This window comes from Marilutibacter spongiae, from assembly GCF_014145325.1.
Lineage (GTDB): Bacteria > Pseudomonadota > Gammaproteobacteria > Xanthomonadales > Xanthomonadaceae > Marilutibacter > Marilutibacter spongiae.
In genome coordinates this window covers 1-22,405 of the sequence record NZ_JACHTF010000010.1, presented here as the reverse complement: position 1 = coordinate 22,405, position 22,405 = coordinate 1, and the positions used below count along the sequence as shown (strand labels likewise).

Annotated in this window: 20 protein-coding genes; 1 reads left to right on the top strand and 19 read right to left on the bottom strand. The window is 70.2% G+C overall.

All coding sequences use genetic code 11. The annotated features are described in order from the left end of the window. Window positions 1-4: 4 nt before the first annotated feature. The 18 genes from pstA to H4F98_RS10030 all read right to left on the bottom strand — a co-directional run bounded on the left by pstA (window position 5) and on the right by H4F98_RS10030 (window position 20,359). Window positions 5-865, bottom strand: coding sequence for a phosphate ABC transporter permease PstA (gene pstA, locus H4F98_RS10115; RefSeq protein ID WP_425487597.1), 861 nt, complete (start codon window positions 863-865; stop codon window positions 5-7). A gap of 26 nt (window positions 866-891) precedes the next feature. Next, window positions 892-1,860 carry a phosphate ABC transporter permease subunit PstC gene (pstC, locus tag H4F98_RS10110; RefSeq protein WP_182687327.1) on the bottom strand — a complete coding sequence of 323 codons (969 nt, stop codon included), beginning with the start codon at window positions 1,858-1,860 and terminating at the stop codon, window positions 892-894. A gap of 166 nt (window positions 1,861-2,026) precedes the next feature. Then, the gene (pstS, locus tag H4F98_RS10105) at window positions 2,027-3,118 is read right to left on the bottom strand and encodes a phosphate ABC transporter substrate-binding protein PstS (RefSeq protein WP_182687325.1); all 1,092 of its coding nucleotides are present in this window, start codon (window positions 3,116-3,118) and stop codon (window positions 2,027-2,029) included. A gap of 402 nt (window positions 3,119-3,520) precedes the next feature. After that, complete coding sequence (locus H4F98_RS10100; protein ID WP_182687323.1) at window positions 3,521-4,678, bottom strand: OprO/OprP family phosphate-selective porin; 1,158 nt, start codon at window positions 4,676-4,678, stop codon at window positions 3,521-3,523. A gap of 274 nt (window positions 4,679-4,952) precedes the next feature. Continuing rightward, window positions 4,953-5,687, bottom strand: a complete 735-nt coding sequence (gene gspN / locus H4F98_RS10095; protein WP_182687321.1) for a type II secretion system protein N — start codon at window positions 5,685-5,687, stop codon at window positions 4,953-4,955. Continuing rightward, window positions 5,684-6,190: a type II secretion system protein GspM gene (gspM, locus tag H4F98_RS10090; RefSeq protein ID WP_182687319.1), complete on the bottom strand. Its 507-nt coding sequence runs from the start codon at window positions 6,188-6,190 to the stop codon at window positions 5,684-5,686. The genes gspN and gspM overlap by 4 nt, the downstream gene beginning before the upstream one ends. Next, the gene (gene gspL / locus H4F98_RS10085; protein WP_182687317.1) at window positions 6,187-7,365 is read right to left on the bottom strand and encodes a type II secretion system protein GspL; all 1,179 of its coding nucleotides are present in this window, start codon (window positions 7,363-7,365) and stop codon (window positions 6,187-6,189) included. The genes gspM and gspL overlap by 4 nt, the downstream gene beginning before the upstream one ends. Further along, on the bottom strand, window positions 7,362-8,366 hold the full coding sequence (gene gspK, locus H4F98_RS10080; RefSeq protein WP_182687315.1) for a type II secretion system minor pseudopilin GspK: 1,005 nt from the start codon (window positions 8,364-8,366) through the stop codon (window positions 7,362-7,364). Before gspK ends, gspL begins: the two co-directional genes overlap by 4 nt. After that, entirely contained in the window at window positions 8,363-8,962 is a 600-nt protein-coding gene (gene gspJ, locus H4F98_RS10075; RefSeq protein WP_343064759.1) for a type II secretion system minor pseudopilin GspJ, read from the bottom strand. Before gspJ ends, gspK begins: the two co-directional genes overlap by 4 nt. 41 nt (window positions 8,963-9,003) lie before the next feature. Beyond that, a complete protein-coding gene (gene gspI / locus H4F98_RS10070; RefSeq protein ID WP_182687313.1) occupies window positions 9,004-9,390 on the bottom strand; it encodes a type II secretion system minor pseudopilin GspI in 387 nt (128 codons plus the stop codon). Then, entirely contained in the window at window positions 9,374-9,838 is a 465-nt protein-coding gene (locus H4F98_RS10065; protein WP_182687311.1) for a GspH/FimT family pseudopilin, read from the bottom strand. Before H4F98_RS10065 ends, gspI begins: the two co-directional genes overlap by 17 nt. Next, window positions 9,835-10,293, bottom strand: a complete 459-nt coding sequence (gene gspG / locus H4F98_RS10060) for a type II secretion system major pseudopilin GspG (RefSeq protein WP_182687309.1) — start codon at window positions 10,291-10,293, stop codon at window positions 9,835-9,837. Before gspG ends, H4F98_RS10065 begins: the two co-directional genes overlap by 4 nt. Window positions 10,294-10,330: 37 nt before the next feature. Continuing rightward, window positions 10,331-11,539: a type II secretion system inner membrane protein GspF gene (gene gspF, locus H4F98_RS10055; RefSeq protein WP_182687307.1), complete on the bottom strand. Its 1,209-nt coding sequence runs from the start codon at window positions 11,537-11,539 to the stop codon at window positions 10,331-10,333. Further along, window positions 11,526-13,022, bottom strand: coding sequence for a type II secretion system ATPase GspE (gspE, locus tag H4F98_RS10050; protein ID WP_182687305.1), 1,497 nt, complete (start codon window positions 13,020-13,022; stop codon window positions 11,526-11,528). The genes gspF and gspE overlap by 14 nt, the downstream gene beginning before the upstream one ends. After that, window positions 13,019-15,097, bottom strand: a complete 2,079-nt coding sequence (gene gspD, locus H4F98_RS10045; RefSeq protein WP_425487591.1) for a type II secretion system secretin GspD — start codon at window positions 15,095-15,097, stop codon at window positions 13,019-13,021. The genes gspE and gspD overlap by 4 nt, the downstream gene beginning before the upstream one ends. Beyond that, window positions 15,094-15,921: a type II secretion system protein N gene (locus H4F98_RS10040; RefSeq protein WP_182687303.1), complete on the bottom strand. Its 828-nt coding sequence runs from the start codon at window positions 15,919-15,921 to the stop codon at window positions 15,094-15,096. Before H4F98_RS10040 ends, gspD begins: the two co-directional genes overlap by 4 nt. A 171-nt stretch (window positions 15,922-16,092) precedes the next feature. Further along, a complete protein-coding gene (locus H4F98_RS10035) occupies window positions 16,093-18,786 on the bottom strand; it encodes a TonB-dependent receptor domain-containing protein (protein WP_182687301.1) in 2,694 nt (897 codons plus the stop codon). Window positions 18,787-18,925: 139 nt separating this feature from the next. Beyond that, window positions 18,926-20,359 carry a hypothetical protein gene (locus H4F98_RS10030; protein WP_182687299.1) on the bottom strand — a complete coding sequence of 478 codons (1,434 nt, stop codon included), beginning with the start codon at window positions 20,357-20,359 and terminating at the stop codon, window positions 18,926-18,928. 306 nt (window positions 20,360-20,665) lie between these two features. Here H4F98_RS10030 and H4F98_RS10025 point away from each other — a divergent pair, with 306 nt between their 5' ends. Then, complete coding sequence (locus H4F98_RS10025; RefSeq protein ID WP_182687297.1) at window positions 20,666-21,520, top strand: 2OG-Fe(II) oxygenase; 855 nt, start codon at window positions 20,666-20,668, stop codon at window positions 21,518-21,520. A gap of 36 nt (window positions 21,521-21,556) precedes the next feature. Here the strand turns inward: H4F98_RS10025 and nth are convergent, their stop codons facing one another. Further along, window positions 21,557-22,255 carry an endonuclease III gene (nth, locus tag H4F98_RS10020; protein ID WP_182687295.1) on the bottom strand — a complete coding sequence of 233 codons (699 nt, stop codon included), beginning with the start codon at window positions 22,253-22,255 and terminating at the stop codon, window positions 21,557-21,559. Between the last annotated feature and the right edge of the window lie 150 nt (window positions 22,256-22,405).

Genomic DNA, 22,405 nt, shown 5'->3' with positions numbered 1-22,405 from the left:
GAGGTCAGTCATGGGCGATCCTCTTGCGTACCAGCAGGGCACGGGCGAGCAGGCTCACGACCAGCACGAACAGGGCCAGTATGAGCGCACCGGCCCAGGCGAGGGTCTGCCAGGACTCGTAGGGGCTGCCGGCGAACTGGTACATCACCACCGGGACGCTGGCCATGGGCTGCATGACGTCGGTGCTCCAGTACTGGTTGCCGAAGGCGGTGAACAGCAGCGGTGCGGTCTCGCCGGAGATGCGCGCCAGCGCCAGCAGCACGCCGGTGATGATGCCCGCCGAGGCGCTGCGGTACATCACCTGCACGATCACCTTCCACTGCGGTACGCCCAGCGACAGCGCGGCCTCGCGCATCTGCCCCGGCACCAGGCGCAGCATCTCGTCGGTGGTGCGCACCACGACCGGGAGCACGATGAAGGCCAGCGCCACCGAACCGGCGAGCGCCGAGAAATTGCCGCCGCTCTGCGCGACGATCAGGGTGTAGACGAACAGGCCCAGCACGATCGAGGGCGCGGACAGGAGGATGTCGTTGACGAAGCGCACCACGGTGCCGAGCCGGCGGCCGGCGCCGTACTCGGCCAGCCAGGTTCCCGCGGCGACGCCGAGCGGGGTGCCGATGAGGATCGCCATCAGGCACATCACCGCGCTGCCGAAGAAGGCATTGCGCAGGCCGCCTTCCTGCATCGGCGGCGGCGTGTCCTGGGTGAACAGCGCCCAGTCGATGCCGCCGATCGCCTTCGCGAACAGCGTCCACAGGATCCAGCCCAGGAAGAACAGGCCGAACGCCGCGGCGCTGCACGCCAGCACCATTGCCAGCGCGTTCATCAGGCGGCGCCGGCGGTACAGGGCGTCGGCGGTGCGCATCCGCGCGTCGTGGGTGGCGGCAGCCATCAGTTGCCCTCCCGCTTGGACAGTTGGTGGAGCATGAGCCGCGCGATGGCGAGCACGACGAAGGTGACGATGAACAGGACGAAGCCCAGCAGGAGCAGCGCCGAGCGGTAGGTCTCGGTGGCCTCGCCGAAGTCGTTGGCGATGAGGGCGGCGATCGTGGTGCCCGGTTCGAGCAGGGACGGCGAGAAGCGGACGCTGTTGCCGACGACGAAGGCCACGGCCATGGTCTCGCCCAGTGCGCGGCCCAGGCCGAGGAAGATGCCGCCGATGACGGCCGAGCGCGTATAGGGCAGCACGATGTCCCAGCTGACTTCCCAGCGGGTCGCGCCGAGCGCGTAGGCCGACTCCTTCAAGCGCGTGGGCACCGTCAGGAACACTTCGCGCATCACCGAGGAGATGAACGGGATGACCATGATCGACAGCACGATGCCGGCCGTGAGCATGCCGATGCCCAGGGGCGGGCCCTGGAACACCGCGCCCAGCACCGGCAGCGTGCCCAGGTGGTCGTTGAGCCAGGGCGTGACGTACTCCGTCATCACCGGCACCAGCACGAACAGGCCCCACATGCCGTAGATGATGGACGGGATGCCGGCCAGCAGCTCGATCGCGGTGCCGATGGGACCGCGCGCCCAGCGCGGCGCGACCTCGGTCAGGAAGAAGGCGATGCCGAAACTCACGGGGACCGCGATCAGCATGGCGATGATGGCGGTGACGATGGTGCCGTAGATCGGCACGAGCGCACCGTACTTGTCTTCCACCGGGTTCCACTCGGTGGTGGTGAAGAAGTCCAGCCCGGTGGTGGCCAGGACCTGGCGGCCGCCCCAGAGCATCGAGAGCGCCGCGCCTGCGAGCGCGACCAGCACCAGCACCACGGTGGCCACGAGCAGGTAGCGGAACCAGCGGTCGTGTCGCGCGTCCTTGATGTCGCGGACGCTGGGGGCTGAGGCGGACGCAGTCGTCGCATTCATCGGGGATACCGGCACTCGTCGTGTTCATGCCCGCGCCCGCACGGGCCTGGCGGGTCGGCGCTGGCCTGGTGCGCCATGCGCCGGCGGGAAAAGCAGGATCCCGGCTTGCGCCGGGACGTCGGTCGGACCCTGCCCCGTGCCCGCGATGCGGGCACGGGGTGGTGCATTACTTGAACTCGGCCGCCCAGTAGGACTCGATCTGCTGCACCAGCTCGGCCGGCAGCGGCACGTAGTGCAGTTCCGAGGCCTGAGCCTGGCCGTTCTCGAAGGCCCACTTGAAGAAGGCCATGGCGTCGGCGCTGCGCTTGGCGTCCTTGGGCTGCTTGTACATGAGGATGAAGTTGGTGGCGGTGATCGGCCACGCATCGGCGCCCGGGGCGTTGGTGATCACCAGGTGGAAGTCCTGGGTGTTGGCCCAGTCCGCGGTGGCGGCCGCGGCCTGGAAGCTCTCCGCGCTCGGGGCCACCCAGTTGCCCGCCGCGTTCTGCAGCGTGGTGTAGGCCATGTCGTTCTGGATCGCGTAGGCGAGCTCGACGTAGCCGATCGAGCCCTTGATCTGCTGGACGTACGAGGCGACGCCTTCGTTGCCCTTGCCGCCGACGCCGTCGACCCACTTGACCGACTTGCCTTCGCCCACGCTGTCCTTCCAGGCAGGGCTGACCTTGGACAGGTAGTTGGTGAAGTTGAAGGTCGTGCCCGAGCCGTCGGAGCGGTGCACCAGGGTGATCTTGACGTCGGGCAGGCTCACGCCCGGATTGGCCGCGGCGATGGCCGGGTCGTTCCACTTGGCGACCTTGCCCAGGTAGATGTCGGCGAGCAGCGCACCCGTCAGGCGCAGCTGGCCCGGCGCGATGCCCTCGATGTTCAGCACCGGCACCACGCCGCCGATCGCGGACGGGAACTGGCCCAGGCCGGCCTCGGCCAGCTCTTCGGGGCTCAGCGGCGCATCGGACGAACCGAAGTCCACCGTGCCGCCCTTGATCTGGGCGATGCCGCCGCCCGAACCGATCGACTGGTAGTTGACCTTGGCGCCGGTCTGCGCGTTGTAGTCGCTGGACCACTTGGAGATCAGCGGGAAGATGAAGGTCGCGCCGGCACCGGTGATCTCGGCGGCGACCTTGTCGCCGGCGGCGTCGCTGCTGGCCGGGGCGGTGGCGCCGTCGGCGGTGGCCGGGGCATCGGTCGACGGCTTGCAGGCGGCCAGGGCCAGCGTGGTGGCGAGGGCGAGGACGGCGAAACGGGCCGGGGAGGAATTCATGATGACTCCGTGACTGGGGTTCGAGCCGGACTGCCCGGCGGATGGTGCTATGAAATGATGTTTTTGTTACACGCCTGTTACACACCAGGGGCGAATATTCATCTTTTTGATTTAAAAGGATTTTTAAGGTCTGTCCGGCAGCCTTCTCAGATGTGCGGAGGACCGGCGGACACAAATCCTCCATCCGGGAAGAGAGGGGCCCCCGGTCCGCGATGCGAGGCCTGCGGCAGCCGCGGCCACGTCGCCCGGGCAAGCGACGCGCACCGGGGTAGCGATGTGGGGAATACGGCAGCCGCGGCCCGCTGGCATGCGCCGCATGGCGACCGCTGGCGGGCCGTGCAAAAAAATGGGCGCGATGCAGGCACCGCGCCCATGAAAGCCTTCAGGGGGAGAGTAGAAGGATTACCAGTAGAACTGCGCGCGCGCCGCGACCAGGCTCGGGTCCTCGTCGATGCCGTTGCGCTCGGCGCTGACGTCGACGTAGTCGAGGGCGAACTTGAAGTTGGAGCGCCAGTAGTAGTTGACGCCGAACGTCCAGGCATCGATCTTGCCCGGGCGGGTGTCGCCGTCGTTCAGGTCCAGCGTGTCGTAGCGCAGGCCCAGCTGCCACATGCCGCGCGACGGGTTGGCCGGCTTGGCCGTGCCGGGGGTGCCGTCCTTGTTGCTCCAGGTCTCGCCGGTGACGTTCCACACGCCGCTGAGGTAGCCGCCCTGGGTCTGGTAGTCGCCGCCCGGCTGGTCGGCGAAGCCGGTTTCGTAGCGGTCGATCGTGTTGACCATGTACTCGGCCTGCAGCTTGACCGGCCCACGGACCCAGAAGCTCTCCAGGCCCAGGGTGGAGGTGCTGTCCGCGTTGCGGATGTTGGTGTCCACGAGGCGGTTGGACAGCTCGGCCGCGGGGCGGCTGCGTACGCGGATGGTGTCGTTGTAGGTGTCGTTGCTGACGTAGGACAGGCCCACGTTGAAGATGTTGCCTTCCTCGTTGACCGGGGCCCAGCTGCCGCGCAGGCCGTAGCCGGAACCTCGGCCGCGTCCGTCGGTGATCTCGCGACCGTACCAGCCGCCGCTGACGTTCCAGTTGTCGGCGCGGTAGCCGTAGCTCGCGCCCATGCGACGACCGACCGAGTAGAGGTTGGTCACGATGGCCTTGGAGATGAAGTCGTTGTTCTTGGTCGAGGACAGCTCTTCCATCGAGTTGAACTGCTTGTACTGGCCGACCTGCACGTACTGGTGCTTGTCGTCGAAGCTGTACTTGATGTTGGCGTCGAGCCACTTGCCGTCGCCGGAAGCGTCATAGCCCAGGACCCAGTCCACGTTGCCCGGCCCCTTGCCCTTGAGCACCAGTTCGGCGCGGCGCAGCTCGAAGTCGGTGTCGTCGCCGTCGTTCGGGTCGGCGTCGAGGTCGAAGCCATCGCTGTCGTACCAGGCACCGTCGGTCTGGACGAGGCCTTCGAAGCTCACCTTCGAGCCGCCGATCTCGTCGATATCGACGGCGGCGTTCGCGGCAGGTGCCATGCAGGCGAGCACGGCGACGGAGAGGAGGGTGGGGGAAATCTTCATGGCGGTGCCGTTGGGGTGTTGGAAGAATGCGCGCAGCCTATTTAAAGAACGTGACGGATGTATGACAGGACTGTCTTATTTCACGAAGTTTTCGTTCATGTGGCGGAATTGAGAAAGCCGCGCCAAGCCCTTCAGGAACAATGACTTGGCGCGCGATCCGGTCTCCCTTGATGCCATGGCGGGTCCTGTCGGCGATCATGGAACCGCGTCCCGATACCCGCCTGGCCGCGAGACGGTTGTCATATGTCAGTGGTTTGACACCGTGGTCGGGCGTTCAGTGCGGTGCCTGCAGGAGGTCGCGCCGGTGCATGCCCCCGGGCCCGGCCTCGAAGCCCGCCCCTTCCAGCGCGAGTCGGGCGGCGGGCACTTCGGTCGCGGCGGTCGTATCGATGGCCACGCCACCGTGCGCATCGACGTGCAGCCGGCACTCGACAGCGTCGATACCCGGGGGCAGGGCGGCCGACAGGGCTTGCAGGACCGCCAACCCCCGAGCACCGTCGCATTCGATCGGGCCGTCCAGACGCAGGCCGTCAGCGGCCGTTTCGCCGTCGCTCCCCGGGGGGCCGGGAAACGGCAGTTCGACGCGCATCCGCCCGCCCGCCTCCGCGCAGCGGCCGTCGCGGAACACGATGCGCGTCTGCTCGAAGCCCAGCCGGGCCGGCGCCTCGAGGCCCGGGAGGTCGATCGCGATCTCGCCGACGGCATCGTCCAGCCCCTGCGTGCGGCCCTGCAGCCAGGTCGCCGACAGCGCGGGAGCGTCGATCGCCCAGCGGCGTTCGCCGAGCGCCAGCGGCAGGGGCTCGAGCGCGACACGCACGGTGTCCAGCCGCAGCCCGCCCCATTGCAGCCCGCGCAGCGTGCCCCGCCACGCGCTTCCGTCGACGGCCCGCGCCGACCAGCCCGGGGCGGGGAGACCGGGGACCGCGAGCAACAGGCGCAACGGCACCAGGACCGCCATCGACACGACCAGCAGCACGAAGAACACCGCCAGCAGCCGTCGCCCGCTCATGGCGTCCCCACCTGTGAAGCGGGGGGCGGGCGCCCTGCGGGCAGTCGCAGGCGAGCCGCCACGCCGGTGGCGCGTCGCTCGACATGCAGCATCGTGGGCGCCGTCGCGTGGCCCTGCTCCAGCCGGTCCAGCCAGGCGAACACGGCCGCGGCCTCGACGTCCGTCAGTTCGAGCTCGATCGCGTCGCCATCGAGCCGGTGCGTGGTGCGGTCGTCGAGCCCGGCGTCGGACAGGGTGTCCAGCACCCGCGCCAGGTCGACGGGCTGGCGGCTTGCCGCGTCGGGCATCCGGCGGAGCGTTTCGGCCTGCTCGCGGACCCGGAGGACATCGGCCGCGGCCCTGTCGTAGCGCGCGCGTGCGTCGCGACCCAGGGCATGCAGGGGCGCCAGCACGCCATAGGCGTAGGCGAAGGCCGCGAGCATCAGGCACATCGTGCCGATCAGCCAGTGCTCGCGGCGGTCGCGACCGCGCCACCAGCGCTGCAGGGGCGGGATGGCGTTCATTGATGGACTTCCGGGGCGAGGATGAGGACGTGGCCCGCGCAGTCGGCGGGCGTCGGGCTGGCCGGACCGGGCGCCATCGAGAGTCCCTTGCGGGCCAGGGCCTCGCGCAATGCGTCCAGGTCCGCCGGGGTGGCGGGCGCCACGCAGGCGGAGACCGGGCGTCCTTCGGTCGCGTCCAGGCGTTCGATATGGAGGCCGGGCACCTGGCCCACCGCAGCGAACAACGGCGCGAGCGCGGCGGGCGTCGTGGTGCCGGACGCGCCCGAGTCGAGCGCGTCCTGCAACGCAACGGCCGGGGGCAGGTCCGCGGCCGACGCGCCCAGCAGGGCGCGGGCGGTGTCGTCTGCCTCGCGCTCGAGCCGCATGGCGGCGATCCCGTGGCGGACCGCGTCGCCCGCGGCCAGCAGCGCCGGCGAGAGCACCAGGAGTGCCGCCAGGATCGCCACGCGGTGCCAGGACGCCACGCCGGCATCGCCACGCCGAGGCGCGAACCGGTGCTGCAGCAGGTTCACCGATGGCTGCAGGGCGCCGGCTGCGAGGGACTCATCGCCGGCGTCGGGCGGGAGGACGACGGTCCCGGTTGCACCGTCCGCGGGCATGTCCAGCAGCAGCCGCGCGAGCTCGGGCTCGGCGGTGAACGCCAGCCGGTCTCCACGGACCAGCCACTGGCCCGCCCGCTCGAGGCGCGTGGTCGCGGGGGCGGTCGCGGCGCTGTCGTCGGCCCCGGCGGGGACGGGGCCGGGGAGCAGCATGTAGTCGGGCAGGACAACGTCAGCCTCGATGCCCAGGCGGCTTGCCGCGTCGAGCCAGTGCTGCATCAGGTCGGGGTCGACGACGAGCACCTGGCGCTCGGGCTCGCCCTCATGCGCAGGCGCCAGCACGACGTGCAGCGCGCCCGGCGCCGACGCATGCCGGCCTTCCATCCGGTGCCGGGCGAGCGCCACGGCCTGTGCCTCGCTGGCGGCGTCGATCGCCATCCATGTGCTTCCCACGGCCGCACCGGGCACGGCAAGGACGTCGCGGACGGGGGCATCGCTGCGCGGCGGCCGGCAGCGCTGCGGCGGGTCCACCGACCACGTCTCGCGGCCGATGATGCGACCGGCTTCGTCGAGGCTCAGGCAGTGGGCGTGGGTCCCGGTGGGTGCCAGCAGGTGCAGGCGGATGAGGCTTGTCATGGATCGGGGTCCCATTGGCGGGCGCGCAGGAGCAGCGCGCCGGCGCGAAGTTCGAGGAGTTCGTCCAGCACGACCTGTGCATCGCCGTACTCGACCTGCGCGCGTACGCCAAAGAAGCGGGTGCGCAGGGCCACCTGCTCCAGCACCGGGTTGGGCGGTGCGGTGGCGGCGAGCAGCGGTTGGCTCCAGAACGCGGCGGCATCGGTCCAGCCGCCGGCCGGGCGACCGGCGATGGCGCGCCGGGCCTGCGCGGCGTCCAGTGCCCCCAGGGTGAGCATCGACAGCAGGGGGGCGTCGTCGGGGCCCAGGGTGTTGAGGTTGAGCGGCGAAAGCCCGGCACCCGGCAGCGCGCAGACGTAGGGTCGGACGCGTGCGTAGGCGGATGCCGAATAGCCGGCGATCGCCCGCAACTCGCTGGTGTCGGCCAGCAGGCCCGCCGCCGTGCGGCTGGCGGGTTCGCGGTGTGCGTAGTGGGCGTCCTCGGCGCCCGCGGGCGACGGCGTCGCGTCGGTGTCGATCCAGTCGACCAGGGTGTCGACCAGTTGCCGGGCCTGCGCATCGTCGAACGCCAGGGCATGCAGCAACGCGAAGTACTGGCGCGCGCCCAACTCGCGTCGTTGCCACTGCTCCACGGTGCCCTCGACGACGCTGTTGAGGTTGAAGCAATTGCCGGCATCGCGGATGCGCAGCGTCGCCATCCCGCGCTCGCCGTCTTCGATGGGAAGCGGCACGCTGCGCCCGTTCCAGCCCCCCGCCAGGGTGGTACGCCCGGGTTGGGCCGCGTCGATGCGGAGGATCGTCTGTCGCGCGAGCGCCTCGGCGCCCAGCGCATGCCACTGCGCCTGCGTCACCGATTGCACGTTGCGCGCACGTCGCGTCGCGAAGCGGACGTCGTCGAGCATCGCCATCGCCAGCACCGACATCACCGCGACCAGCAGGAGCACGGTCAACAGCGCGACCCCGCGCTGCGCCGGCAGGGGCGTCCGGCGCGCGCGGTTCATGCCGGCACCGCCGGGACCAGGAACAGTTGTTCGATTCGACCGAAGCCGTCGAGCTCGAGTTCCAGCGCGATGGCATCCGGCAGCGTTTCCGCGCCGCCCGGCCAGCCGTCGAGCCAGTCGCCGCGGAAACGAAAGCGCAGCCGTGCCGACCGCACCCCCTCCAGCAGGACCTGCGGCGCGGACAGCGCGGCGCCATCCAGGGCGGGGCGGGTGCGACGCTCCAGGCGGCCTTCGACGATGCGGTATTCCACGTACTGCAGCGAGGCGCGTGCTTCGCCCTCCGGATTGCTCCACCCGCGTCGCACGAAGCCCAGCAGCACCGGCGCCCCCGGTGCGCCGGCGACGAACGCGCGGCGCGCGGGCTGGCCGCTGGCGTCCCGCACGCGCCTTGGCGCCGCCTGGCCCAGGTCGGCGCGCAGCAGGGCGCGCGCGCGCTGGAACGCGGCGATTTCCCCGGCATGCCCGCGCACCACCTCCTGGCCGTCGACGGCATACGCCATCACCGCCACCGCCGACGCGGCGATGAGTCCGAAGACGAAAAGGGCCACCAGCATCTCCACGAGGGTGAAGCCCGCCTCCAGGCACCTCCCACGGATGAGCCTCCGGTCGTTGGGGCGCGACGGGTCGACACGGACGTTCACGGCGACGTCCGGTACAGGGTCAGCTCGGCGGCGATCCGGTCCGAGTCCGCGGCCACGACGGTCACGTCCACCCGCATCAGGCCCGGGACGTCGGTCGCCTCGAAACGCCGCGTCCATCGCCAGTCCTGGCCGCCCGCCTCTTCCACGCCTTCCCGGATCGCCATCATCGCGTCGAGCTCGGCGCGCCCGGCAAGGCTCGCCTCGACGGCTCGGTTGTCGGCCACCACGCCGGCGAGGATGCGTTCGCGCATCCAGGCGGTGTTGCGCGTGCTCTCGCCCGCCAGGTTGAGCAGGGCGATCACCGCCAGGCCGAAGATGGCGAGCGCCACCAACACCTCGATCAGGGAGAATCCGCGGGCGCGCATGTCAGCGGTTCGCTGCATGGACCTGTACCTGGCCGGCGGCATCGACCTCTACGGTCATGACGCCGCCCTCGCGTTCCAGGCGGAGGGCCTGGGGCAGCGCCGCCCCGGTTGGATCGAAGTGGAAACGCAAGCGGGCGTCCTCGCGGGGCAGGCGCGCGCCGACGTCGTCCTCCCACAGGACGTTCGCGAACGGCGGCTCGCCCAGCGCCTGCCAGCCTTCGAACTGGCGTCGCGAGAAACCGTAGCCCTGCGAGGTCACGGTGACTTCGATCGTGCGCGCGCCCAGGATGGCCTCGTCGCGGGCCAGCGCCAGGCGCACCGCGAAGCGGTCGGCCTGTTCGCGCAACGGATCACGGCCCGGCGCGGTCATCGCCACGGCGGCCCCGGCCAGGCCGATGACGAAGAGCACGACCATCAGCTCCACCAGGGTGAAGCCGCGCGAGTGCCGGGGCGAGCGCGGGGTCATTCCCAGTTGCCGATGTCGGCATTGTCGTCTTCGCCGCCCTCGACGCCGTCGGCGCCCAGGGAATACACGTCGAACGGACCGCGACGTCCCGGCGCGCGGTACTGGTACGGCTGCCCCCAAGGATCCTCGGGAAGCCGGCGGATGTAGCCGCCGCGACGGTAGCGCTCGGGACGGGCAAGGCCGGCGGGCGCCTGCAGCAGTGCCTGCAGGCCCTGCGCCGTGGTGGGATACGCCAGGTTGTCGAGGCGGTAGGTCTCGGTGGCCTGCTCCAGCACGGAGACGTCCGCGCGTGCCTTCTCGACCATGGCGCGGTCCTGGCTGGGCATCACGTTGATCATCACCACCGTCGCCAGCAGGCCGATGATGACGATCACCACCATCAGTTCGACGAGGGTGAAGCCGGCGGCCGCTGGGCGGGGCCGGGGTGTCTTGTGGGGCGAGGGAGTCGGGTTCATGTCGGCATCGGGTCCGGGGTGGGCATGGGGCCGCCCGCTACAGGGCGAGCGAGTTGAACTGGAGGATGGGCAGCAGGATGGCGAGCACGATCACCGCGACCACGCCGCCGAGCAGGATGATGATCGCCGGCTCCAGCAGGCTCATCGCGGCGGTGGTGAAGGTGTTGAACTCGCGCTCGAGGTAGTCGGCCGCGCGCGCAAGCATCGGCGCCAGGCGTCCGCTGTTCTCGCCGCTGGAGGCCATGTAGAGCAGGGTGGGCGGGAACACGCCGGCGCGCTTCATCGCCGCGGACAGACTGCCGCCTTCGCGGATCGACGCCACCATGTCGTCGGTGGCGCCGCGCAGCACGCGGTTGTGCACCGTGCGCGCGGTGATGGCCAGGCCTTCCATGATCGGCAGGCCGCTGTCGACCATGATCGAAAGCGTTCGCGCCATGCGCGCGGCATGGACGTCGCGCACCAGTCGTCCCAGCAGGGGCGTGCGCAACACGAGTGCGTCGAATCGCAAGCGGAACGCGTCGCGCGCCAGCAGGCCGCGGAATGCCGCCAGGCCCAGGCCGAGAACCAACAGCGCTGGCAGGCCCCACTGGGTCATCAGGTCGGAGACGGCGATGATCGCGCGCGTCAGCGCCGGCAACTCGCGGCCCATGGAGTCGAACTGGTCGACCACCCGCGGTACGACGAAGCGCATCAGCGCGATCACCACGCAGATCGCGGTCATCGCCAGTGCCGCGGGATAGACGAGCGCGGTGACGAGCTTCCCGCGGACCTGCTGTTCGCGTTCGAGCAGGTCGGCCAGCCGCTCGAGCACGTCGGGCAGCGCGCCCGAACCCTCACCGGCGGCGACCATGGCACGGTACAGGGGCGGGAAAGCCTTGCCCTGGCGCGCCATCGCATCCGACAGGCGGAAGCCCTCGAGCACCTGCGCGTGGGTCGCCATGACGACCCGGCGCACGGCGGGCTTCTCGGCCTGCGAACCGATCGTGCGCAGCGCTTCCTCCAGTGGCGCGGCCGTGACCAGTGTCGCCAGCTGGCGGGTGAACAGGGTCGCGTCGCGCCCGCTGAAGCGATCGAACAGGCTGCGTCCGCGCGCGGCGGGTCGGGAGGCGCGGGCCGGTTCGAGCCGTGTGGGCGACAGGCGCCGCGCCTGCAGTCGCGCACGTGCGGATTCGGGGTCGGCGGCGTCGACCACGCCCTGTCGCGGTCGTCCACGGACGTCGAGCGCGGCGTACTCAAACCTCGCCATCGACACCGCTCCCCTGGTGGGTGACGCGCAAGGCTTCTTCCAGTGTCGTGTGACCGGCGAGCACGCAGTCGCGGGCGGCCTGCGAGAGGCGGGCACCCTCGGCGAACGCGGCGCGGGCGATGCTGCCCTCGTCGGCGTTCTCGCCGATCAGGCGGCGCAGCGTGTCGTCGATCGTGATCGCCTCGTAGACCCCCAGGCGACCCGAGTAGCCGGTGTGGTTGCAGGCCTGGCAACCGGTCGCTCGATAGAGCGTGGCGGCGACGCCCGTGCCGAGTACGCGCGCCGCGAGGGCGTCCGGTTCCCGCGGCGCGCGGCAGGCCGGGCACAGGCGACGCACCAGTCGCTGGGCCAGGATCAGGCGCAGGGTGGAGGCCAGCAGGAACGGCTCGACGCCCATGTCGCGCAGGCGGGTGATCGCGCCGACGGCATCGTTGGTGTGCACCGTGGACAGCACCAGGTGGCCGGTGAGACTGGCCTGCACCGCGATGCGCGCAGTTTCCGGGTCCCGGACCTCGCCCACCATCACCGTGTCCGGATCCTGTCGCAGGATCGCGCGCAGGCCCGCCGCGAAGCTCATGCCGACCTTGGCGTTGACCTGGGTCTGTCCGATGCCGTCGATCGCGTACTCGACCGGGTCCTCCACGGTGAGGATGGTGCGGCTGCCGTCGTTCAGCCCGGCCAACCCGGCGTAGAGCGTGGTGGTCTTGCCCGAGCCGGTCGGGCCGGTGACCAGGATGATGCCGTTGGGCAGGCCAAGCGCGCGCTCGACCGCCCGCGACACCCCGGGCGGCATGCCCAGTTCGCGCAGCGAAAGAATGCCCTGGTCCTTGTCGAGCAGGCGCAGCACCACGCGCTCGCCGCCCCGGGCCGGTAGCGTGGAGACGCGCACGTCCAGCGCCTTCGCCCCCATCGACACGGAGATGCGACCGTCCTGCGGCACGCGCTTCTCGGCGATGTCCAGGCGCGCCATCACCTTCACCCGCGAGACCAGCAGCGGCGCGATCCGCGCCGGCAGGCGGAGCATCTCGCGCATGACGCCGTCCACGCGGAAACGCACCCGCAGGTGGGCTTCGGAAGGTTCCACGTGCACGTCGGATGCGCCCAGGCGGGCGGCTTCCGCGAGCAGGCCGTTGATGAGCCGGATGATCGGCGCGTCGTCCTGGCTTTCGAGCAGGTCGGCGGTGGCCGGCATGTCGTCGACCAGCGCGTCCAGGCTGCCATGGGCATCGAAGGCGTCGGCGTCGCTCGCGCGCTCGAGCCCCGCATCGGCGTACGCTTCCGACAGCTGCCGGTCGAAGGCCGCGCGATCGAGCCGCTCGACCTGCAGGCGCCGCTGCAGGGCGCGCCGGGCCTCGAGCAACGCACCGGCGTCGGCGCCTTCGCGCAGGCCGATCCGCACGAAATCCTCGCCACTGTCCAGGACGACGATGCCATGGGCCTTGGCGAAGGCGTACGGCAGGCGGGCGGGCGCGACGGTGCTCATGGCGTGGACGACGGCGCCGGTTCCAGGGGCGGCGCGGCCGGGGCGGCGGGCAGGGGCACGGGCGGCGCCACCGGCGGGCTCGCGCGCAGGTAATCCTGGACCAGGGCATCGAGGGTGGCGCGTTGCTGGCGCGGATCCTGGGCCTGCAACTGGCGGTCGCGGATATAGTCGTAGCGCTGCGAGGTCGCGCGCTGGGCGTCGCTGGCATCGCGGATCACCGTGGGCCGGATGAACACCATCAGGTTGCGCTGGTCGTTGCGGCGCGCGGTGCTGCGGAACAGGCCGCCGATCAGCGGGATGTCGCCCAGTCCGGGGACCTTGTCGACCGTGACCCGGTCGGTCTGGTCGAGCAGGCCGCCAAGGACGACGATGGCGCCGTCGTCGACCTGCACGCGGGTCTCGATCTCGCGTTTGTTGAGGACGAGCTCGTTGAGGCTGGAACTCACCGGCCCGGCGATCGACGACACTTCCTGCCGCAGGAACAGGGTGATGCCGCCGCCGCTGTTGACCTGCGGCTTGACCTCCAGCTGCACGCCGACGTCCTGGCGCTGGATCGTGCGGAAGGGATTGCTGTTGGAGTCGCCCAGGACCTCGCCGGTCGTGATCGGCACTTCCTGGCCCACCAGGATGCGCGCCTGCTCGTTGTCGAGGGTGAGGATGGACGGCGTCGACAGCAGGTTCGAGCCGGTGTCGGACTTGACCGCGTTGATGATCATGCCGAAGACCGCGTCGCCGCTGCTGCCGGCGATGCCGGCCAGGCCGCCTGTCAGGCCGAGCAGCGAGTTCAGGGCGGCGGTGCGGGCGGCGTCGAGCAGGGGGTTGCCGTCGTCGTCCTCGCCGGGCGCGCCGGCGGCGACCCCGGCCGCGATCGGCATGATGCCCACGCTGGAACTGGGGTACTGGGTGGCGGTGAACGGTATGCGGCCGTCCTTGCCGGCCAGCAGGAACTGCACGCCCAGCTCCTTCGCGGCCTCGTCGGATATCTCGACCACGATCGCTTCGACCAGCACCTGTTCGCGGCGCGTGTCGAGCTGGTTGATGACGTCGAGCAGGGTTCGCTGGGTTTCCGGATCGGCATTGATGATGAGCGAGTTGGAGCCCGGGTAGCGCACGATGGTCGGGCGCTTGCCGGCGGTGCCCGCGATCACCTGGGCGTCCGCGCCCGCGGGATCGACGGCATTGCTGGCCGGCCGGTCGGCGGACGTCGCACCGTCGGGCGCCTGGCCCACCAGTTGCTGCAGTACCGGCAGCAACTGTTCGGCGTTGGCGTGCCGCAGCTTCACCACGCGGACGTCGCCGCTGCTCTCCGCCCGGCGGTCGAGCTCCAGGATCATCGCCGTGACCCGCTGGATGAGCGCCGCGTCGCCGCGCACCACGATCGAGTTGCTGCTCTCCACGGGCAGGATCGACAAGGCCGTGCTGCCGCCGTCGGCGCCGCCGATGCCGAACAGGCGCGATACGGTGCCCGCGATCTCCTGGGCCGAGCTGTTGCGCAGGGTGACGGTGTCGATGGTCGCGCGATCGCTGTCGACCTGCGCGACCAGTTCGCGGATGCGCCTGAGGTTGTCGGCGTAGTCGGCCACCAGCAGGCTGTTGGATTGCGGCATGGGCAGGACCACGCCGCCGCGTCCGACCAGCGGCTTCAGCGTCTCGGCGGCGATCCGCGCATCGACCGTGCGCAGTGGGATGACCTGTGTGGCGAAGCCCATGGCGCCGCCGCCCGCCGATCCCGGCTGCTGCGCGGCGGTGTCGTCCGGGACCACGCGGTAGGCGCCCGCGCCGGCCGGGACGGCGACCAGCCCGTTCGCGCGCAGGACGGCGAGCAGCACGCCGAGCAGCTCCTGTTCGGACATGGGGGCGCTGCGGTTGACGTTGACCGTGCCCTGCACCCGCGGGTCGACGATGAAGGTGGTGCCGGTGGCGCGCGCGACGTCCTGGATGAAGGCGCGGATGTCCGCGCCCTGCATGTCCAGGGCCCCGGAGGCGGGCGGCGCCACGGCTTGCGCCCGCGGCGCGGCGACCGGTTGCAGCGCCAGGCTGGCGATCAACAGGGTGGAGAGGAGGGATCGGTTCAAGGTGGCGTGGCCTGCAAGGTGATCGTTCGGGTCTGGTCGCCGCGCTTGACCGTGAGCACGGTCGATGCGCGGGTGCCGAGTTCGGCCTCGAGCCCGCGCAGGCGTTCGAGGTCGAGGGGACGTCCGTCCACCGCCACCAGCACGTCGCCTGGTTCGAGCCCGGCCTGGCGGAAGAAGGCCCCGTCTCCCCGGGGCACCAGCGCGTAGCCACCGTCGAGGGTGGCGCGCATGCCGGCCTGGGACATCAGTTGCGCGGGGGCCATCGCGACCGGCTCCGCGGCGGGGGGCGTCACCGCCGGCGCGCCGCCGCTGCTGGGCGAGGCGGGCAATCGGCCACCGGCAGTGCCCGATGGCGCGTCGGGACCGGCGACCAGCGCCAGCCGGACCTCCCGGCCACCACGGCGCAGCACCGCGTACCCGGGTTCGACTTCCGCCAGCACGATGCCGTCGGCGATGGCGTCGCCGACGCGGTAGGCCTGCTGCGACGTGTCGGGTCCGGCGATGATGGCCGCGCCCAGCGTGCCACCCGGTGTCGGGTCCACGCGCAGTCCGTGTACACGGAAACCCGCCAACTGGGAGTCGGCGTCGCCGGCAACCCCCGGCATCGCCGGATGGAAGGCGTCGATGAAACCCGACGGCGACGTCGGCGAGGCCTGGCGCGTGGTCATGGCGCCGACCGGTGCCGGTGGGACGGCCAGCGTCCAGGCGAGTCGTGCCGCCTGGAACGCAAGCAACGCCACGAGCGCCACCTCGGCGGCCACGCGGGCCTGGTGGGCCAGGCGCCTGCGGGTGTCGTCGTCCAGGATGGGGAGGGCATGGATCACGTACGGTCCGTTTTCGGTCCTGGGGAGCCCGGTGCGGGCGCGGCGGCGCGAGATTTCAGCGACGCGAACAGGATGAGACGGATTTGTGACGCTATGACTTCAATTGACACATGAAATGCACGAAGGCCCGGGCACCCGCCCGGGCCTTCGCCTCGCAAGCCCCGGCGGGCTTCAGAACGACGCCGACAGGCTGAGCATGTAGCTGGTGCCCAGGTCGTAGCGCATCACGTCGGCGCGACCGCCGCCGTACTCCTGGTACTCGCGGTACTCCTGGTTGAAGAGGTTGCGCGCCTCCAGGCCCAGTTCCATGTCGACGTTCCAGAGCGTGAAGACCTTCTTCAGCACCAGGTCGACGGTCGTGCCCGGGTCCTGCACGTAGTCGGGCTGGACGACGATGGTGTTGCCGGTGGCCGGATCGAAGCCGTTGATGCCGCGGGCATTGATCCGCTCGCTGGCATAGCCGACCAGCAGCGTCGCCTGGCTGCCGCGCGAGTCCTCCATGCCCAGCTGAAGGTTGGCCAGGTGCTCGGACTGGCCCTGCAGGCGGCTGCCGTCCATCACCAGCTCCGAGGCAGGCTGCGGATTGCCGTTGCCCGCCAGGGTGTAGGCGACGTCGCCGTCGTCGACGCGGACTTCCGAGTCCGAGTAGGTGTAGTTGGCGCTGACGAAGAAGCGGCTGTCGCCCGTCCACTCGAAGGGACTGTCGTAGTACTTGCGGAAGTCCAGCTCCAGGCCGTAGACCACCGCCTCGGGTGCGTTGATGAAGCTCTGTTGCCAGCTCGATCCCGAGCGTCCGTTGAGCACCACCTCGACCGGCTTGTCGATGTTCTTGTAGAACACGCCGGCGCTCAGGTACTCGCCGCGGTTGAAGTACCACTCGTAGCGCGCATCGAAGTTCAGCAGCTCTGAATCGACCAGGAAGGGATTGCCGATGACCAGGCGTTCGGTGTCCAGGTCGAGGTACTGCTGCGGCGCCAGTTCGCGGAACTGCGGGCGGGCGATGGTCTTGGAGGCGGCCAGGCGCAACTGCTGGTTGTCGGCGAAGTTCCAGGTGACGGAGGCGGCCGGCAGGAAGTAGTCGTTCTCCAGCGCCGGCGCCGTCGGCAGCGGCGGGCCGATGTCGAACAGGTCGATCGGCTCGACCGACTGCGTCGCGTCCTCGTAGCGAACGCCCGCGGTCGCGCGCAGGTTGTCGGTCAGCTGCGACTCGGCTTCCACGTAGAGCGCCTTGGTTTCCAGCGCGCCGTCGTAGGCCGCCGCACCGGTGCCGCCGGTGGTCTCTCGCAGGGTGATGTAGCCCTGGCTGATGTTGTAGTCCGAGAGCAGGAAGTCCGGGCGCTGGTAGCGGTTGGGGAAGGGCAGGTTGCCCAGCGACAGGAAGCGGAACTCGCGCTGCACCGCGTCGCGCTCGGTATCCGACCAGGCCGCGCCGAAGTTCAGGTAGAAGTCGATGTCGGTCGGCAGGCGCCAGGCCGCGTCGACCCCCGCGGAGTCGATGCGCTCGTTGACCTCGCTGAAGCGGGTGTAGTTCTGCGCCTGGGAGGCATCGTGGAACCAGTTGCCGTTCTGGTCCTCCCGGTAGCGGAACCCCTTCTCGTACGGCGCGTCGAGGCTGGCGCGCGAATGGCCTGCGCGCCAGTCGATGGTGAGGTCGCGGAATTCGCCGAAGACGTGCTTGCCGGTCAGTTGGGTGTTGATCAGCTCGCGCTCGTACCAGCGGGTGGTGTCGTCGCGGATGTTGTCGCCGGTGAGCAGGCTGTAGCCCTCGGTGCTGCGCGTCTCCTTGTCGGTGTCGTGGACGTACATCGTCATGATGCCGATGGTGTGGTCTTCCATGTCCAGGGTGACGCCGAGGAGCCCGTTGATGGTCGCCTGGTTGGTCGTCGACAGGAAGTCGTAGTCGCTCTGCACGGCCATCTGGCCCTGCTCGACGGCGCCGTCCTGCTGGACGCCCTCGTGCGTGCGCCACTTGTTCTTGAGCGCGGCGGTGGCGATCACGCCCAGGCGCGAGTTCGTGCCCACGTCGAAGGCATTGCCGCCGCTGACTTCGTACTCGTAGTCGGGGTCGACATGGTCGGTGGTCTGCAGCAGGTTGAGCGGCGCGTTGACGAAGCTGCGGCCGATCGCCTTGACCTCCTCGCTGCTGAAGTCCGGGCCGGGCGTGATGCGCTTGCCGGTCGCCAGGGCATCGCGCAGTTCCGTGGACATCTTGCGGGTGCCGTCGTCGAAGCCGAAGAAGTCCGAGGCGCCGCCGCCGTAGTAGGTCAGGCCGGGCTGTCCGGTGGTCTCGCTGTTGCCGCCGATGCCTGCCTTCAGGGTGAGGAAGGGCGCCTCGGGCACCACGGCGCTGGTGAGGTTGATGGTGCCGCCGCCGAACTCGCCGGGGAAGCGCACCGAGTACGTCTTCTGGATCTCGACGGTGTCGAGCATGTTGGTCGGGAACAGGTCGAGCGGGACCACGCGCTTGAGCGGTTCGGGACTGGGCAGCGGCGAGTTGTTCAGCAGCGCAGAGGAGTAGCGTTCGTTGAGGCCGCGCACGTAGACGTACTTGCCTTCGTTGACGCTCAGCCCGGCGACGCGGACCAGGGCGTCGGCGACGGTGCTGTCGCCCTGCCGCGAGAGATCTTCGCGCGAAACGTGGGTCATCACCGCCGAGCTGGTCAGCATCGGTTGCGGGATGAACTCGCCGCGCACCTGGACGGCGTCGAGTTCGGTGGCCGCCTGGTCCGGGGTGCCGGCGTCGGCGGGCGGCGATTGTTCTGAAGTGGCCGGTTCGGCCGTGCTTGCCTGTGCCAGCGCGCCGTGCGGCGCGAGCAGGGCGGCGATCGCCAGGAACAGGCCCGTGCGGGCGGTGGTGAGCGTCATGAGTGGCAGCCTTTCAATGGGTCCGTTGTGTCCGATATGCCGATGCCGCGGTCGGGCCGCGGCATCGGGGTGCGGGCGGGGCCCCGGACATCGGGGCCCCGTCCTCCCGCGACCGCCCCCTGCGGCCGCGGGCGTGCCATCAGCAGGGATCGTTGCTGGTCAGGCCGCAGGTCCAGCCTTCCCACCAGGTGTCGGCCGAGTCCTTCACCGCGCCGATGTAGTCGACGTCCTCGAAGAACGGATTGATGCTCGAGAGGCCGGAATAGGCCGGGACCGCCGATTCGTTGGCACCGTTGATGAACGTGCTGGTCAGCGTCGAGGCGCCGGTGGAGTTGTTGGTGCCGGCCACGAATGCCGCGGCTTCGGCACCGCCGGCGCCGTTGGCGAACGGCTGGGCGCACGAGGCGTAGGTCGAATCGAACGTGCCTTCCGTCGTGGCCGACTGGAACTCGATGCAGGCGGGGTTGCCGCCGGTGAACACGGCGTTGTAGTAGTTCACCAGGGTGCCCTGGTTCAGCACGACCACGTTGTCGTGGCCCTTGCTGACGTAGGTCACGTTGGCGAGCACCGGGTTGGAACGGTAGGGCAGGTCCTGCGAGCTCATCTCGTTGACGCGGTCGCCGCCGCCGTCGCGCTGGACGATCAGGCCGAACTGGATCGCGCCGCGGTAGCCGGAGTCGGTGTCGAAGCTGTCGTCGTCGTTGCCGGTCATCACCAGGTGCTTGGCGTTGACCTTGCCGCCGAACCACTCGATGCCGTCGTCGGAGCTGTTGTGCACCTGCACGTAGTCGACCGTGGTGCCGCTGCCCAGGCCCGCCATGGTGATGCCGTTGAGCTCGACGTCCGGCAGGACCTCGAAGCCCGAATGCATGACGCGCACGTACTTGAGCACGCCGCTGTTGTCGGTGTCGTTGTTGCCGCCGAAGTAGCCATTGGCGCCCTCGACCTGCGCCTCGCAGGTGGCGGTGCCCGGCTGCGCGGTACCCGGGCAGGTGCTGATCGCGGCACGGCCCAGCAGCACCAGGCCGCCCCACTGGCCGATCGAGTTCACGTCGGTGGTGCCCTCGACGCTCTCGCGGCTGGTCAGCACGATCGGTTCGGCGGCGGTGCCTTCGGCGAAGATCTGCGAGCCGCGGTTGACCATCAGGAAGTCGGCGCCCGCCGAACCGAACACGGTCACGCCCGGTTCGATGCGCAGGATGCCCTGGCGCGCCTGCGGGTACGGATTGGCGACGTCGCCGCCCATGTCCTCGCCCACGTCGGTACGGCCGTTGAGCGAATACACGATGCCGTCGAGCTTCTCAAGGGTGACGTCGCCGATGATGCGGGCCGGGAGTTCGCAGGCGGTCAGGCCGGCGATCTCGCCGACGTCGGTGGTACCCGTCGGGCAGACGGCACCGCTCGGCGGCGGCGGCGGGGCCGGCGGCGGCGGGGGCGGCGGCGTTACCGGCGGCGGCGGGAACGAGCCTTCGCCCGGCGAGGCGACGCGGTCGGCGCCGCCGCCGCAGGCCGTCAACGCCAGCACGGCGCCGAACGTGACCAGCAAGGTCCGGTAGTTGTTGCCAGAAGTCATCGTGTTGCTCTCCGATCGTTTCAGTGGGTTCGAACGTGCATGGCCCGGACAGGACCGCCGTGGCGCGAGGCCGGCCCTGTTCCGCTCCCCTGGTTGGCGCTGTGTCGACGCGTGTCGATGTCGTGCCCGGTGACGAATCGGTGAAAAGTTATAGGCTCGTGATGTGACAGATCGCTTGCAGGATTCGCATGGATTTCATGAAGCGAGCGCGTGCGGGAATTCGTGCTCGAACCGACACGCGTTTGTCATCGAACGGCAGCAAAGTGGAAGGCCGGGCAGGCGGAACGACCTGCGGGAGCGACCGCGATGGCAGGCCAGGCGCGTATCGACGATGCGCTCGAACGGTGGATATTCGAGCAGGTGAGGGCGGGCTCGCCGCCCGAGGCCGTACTCAAGCCCTTGCTGGATCGCGGTTGGCAGGAACAGGCCGCGATCGATGCGGTCGAGCATGCGCTGCGTGGCTTCGTCGAACAGCGCGAGCGCGAGGACGGCCTGCCGCCGGCCAGTCGCGTTCCCGCGCCGCTTGGACTGAACGATGCGTCCTCGTTGCGCGCGGGCGACCGCGAGGTGCGCGTCGTCTCGCAGCTGCGCCATCCGCGGGTGATCGCATTCGCCAACGTGCTCTCCGACGACGAGTGCGATGCGCTCGTCGAGATGGCGCGTCCGCGGCTGTCGCGTTCGGCGACCGTCAACATGGCGACCGGCGGCGACGAGGTGCACGTGGGTCGCACCAGCCAGGGCACCTGCTTCGCGCGCGGCGCCAATGCCTTGCTGCAGCGCGTGGAGGACCGGCTGTCCCGCCTGCTCGACTGGCCGCTGGAGAACGGCGAGGGCATGCAGGTCCTGCGCTATGGCGTGGGCGCCGAATACAAGCCGCACCACGATTACTTCGATCCCGCGCAACCGGGCGCGGGCGTGTTGCTGGAGCGCGGAGGGCAACGCGTCGCGTCGCTGGTGATGTACCTCAACACGCCTTCGCGGGGCGGTGCGACGACGTTCCCCGAAGCGGGGTTCGAGGTGGCCGCGGTCAAGGGCAACGCGGTGTTCTTCAGCTACGACCGTCCGCACCCGATGACCCTGAGCCTGCACGGCGGCGCTCCGGTCCTGGAAGGCGAGAAGTGGGTGGCGACCAAGTGGCTGCGCGAGCGCGCGCATCGTTGAACGTGGTGGCATCCGCGTCGCGACGGAGGCGACCGGTCAGGCTTCGGGCTCGCCGGGCGTCTTGTCCTTGTACAGGCAGAGGTCGCGGATCGGGCAACGCGGGCAGTCGGGCCTGCGCGCCTTGCACACGTAGCGACCATGCAGGATCAGCCAGTGGTGCGCATCGTGCAGGTAGTGCGCCGGGACGACCTTCAGCAAGCCATCCTCCACCGCCCTGACGGTCTTGCCCGGCGCCAGGCCGGTGCGGTTGGACACGCGGAAGATGTGCGTGTCCACGGCCATCGTCGGCTCGCCGAAGGCGGTGTTGAGGACCACGTTGGCGGTCTTCCGGCCCACGCCGGGCAACGCTTCGAGCGCGGCCCGCTCGCGCGGAACCTCGCTGGCGTGCCGTTCGATCAGTTGTTCGGCCATCGCGACCACGTTCGCGGCCTTGGTGTTGTACAGCCCGATCGTCGAGATGTAGGGCTTGAGCCCGTCCACGCCGAGGGCGGCGATCGCCTCCGGGGTATTGGCGACCGGGAACAGCTTGCGGGTCGCCTTGTTGACGCCCACGTCGGTGGCCTGCGCGGACAGCGTCACCGCCACCAGCAGTTCGTAGGGGCTTGAGAATTCCAGCTCGGTGGTGGGCTTGGGGTCGAGCCACTTGAGCCGGCGGAACAGTTCCTCGACCTGCGCCGGCTTGAGGCGCCGTGCCCGCGATCGCCGCGCCGGCGACGCGCTTGCCTGCGATGCCATGTCAGGACTTCCCGCGTTCGGCCGCGCGTGCCCGGGCGCGGGCGAGGGCGGCCGCCGCCGCGCCCGGCAAGGGTGCCCGCTTGCTTTCGCCGCCCGGCGATGCCGGCATCGCACGCCGCGCGGCGCGCGCGGCGGCCAGCCTGCGCAGTC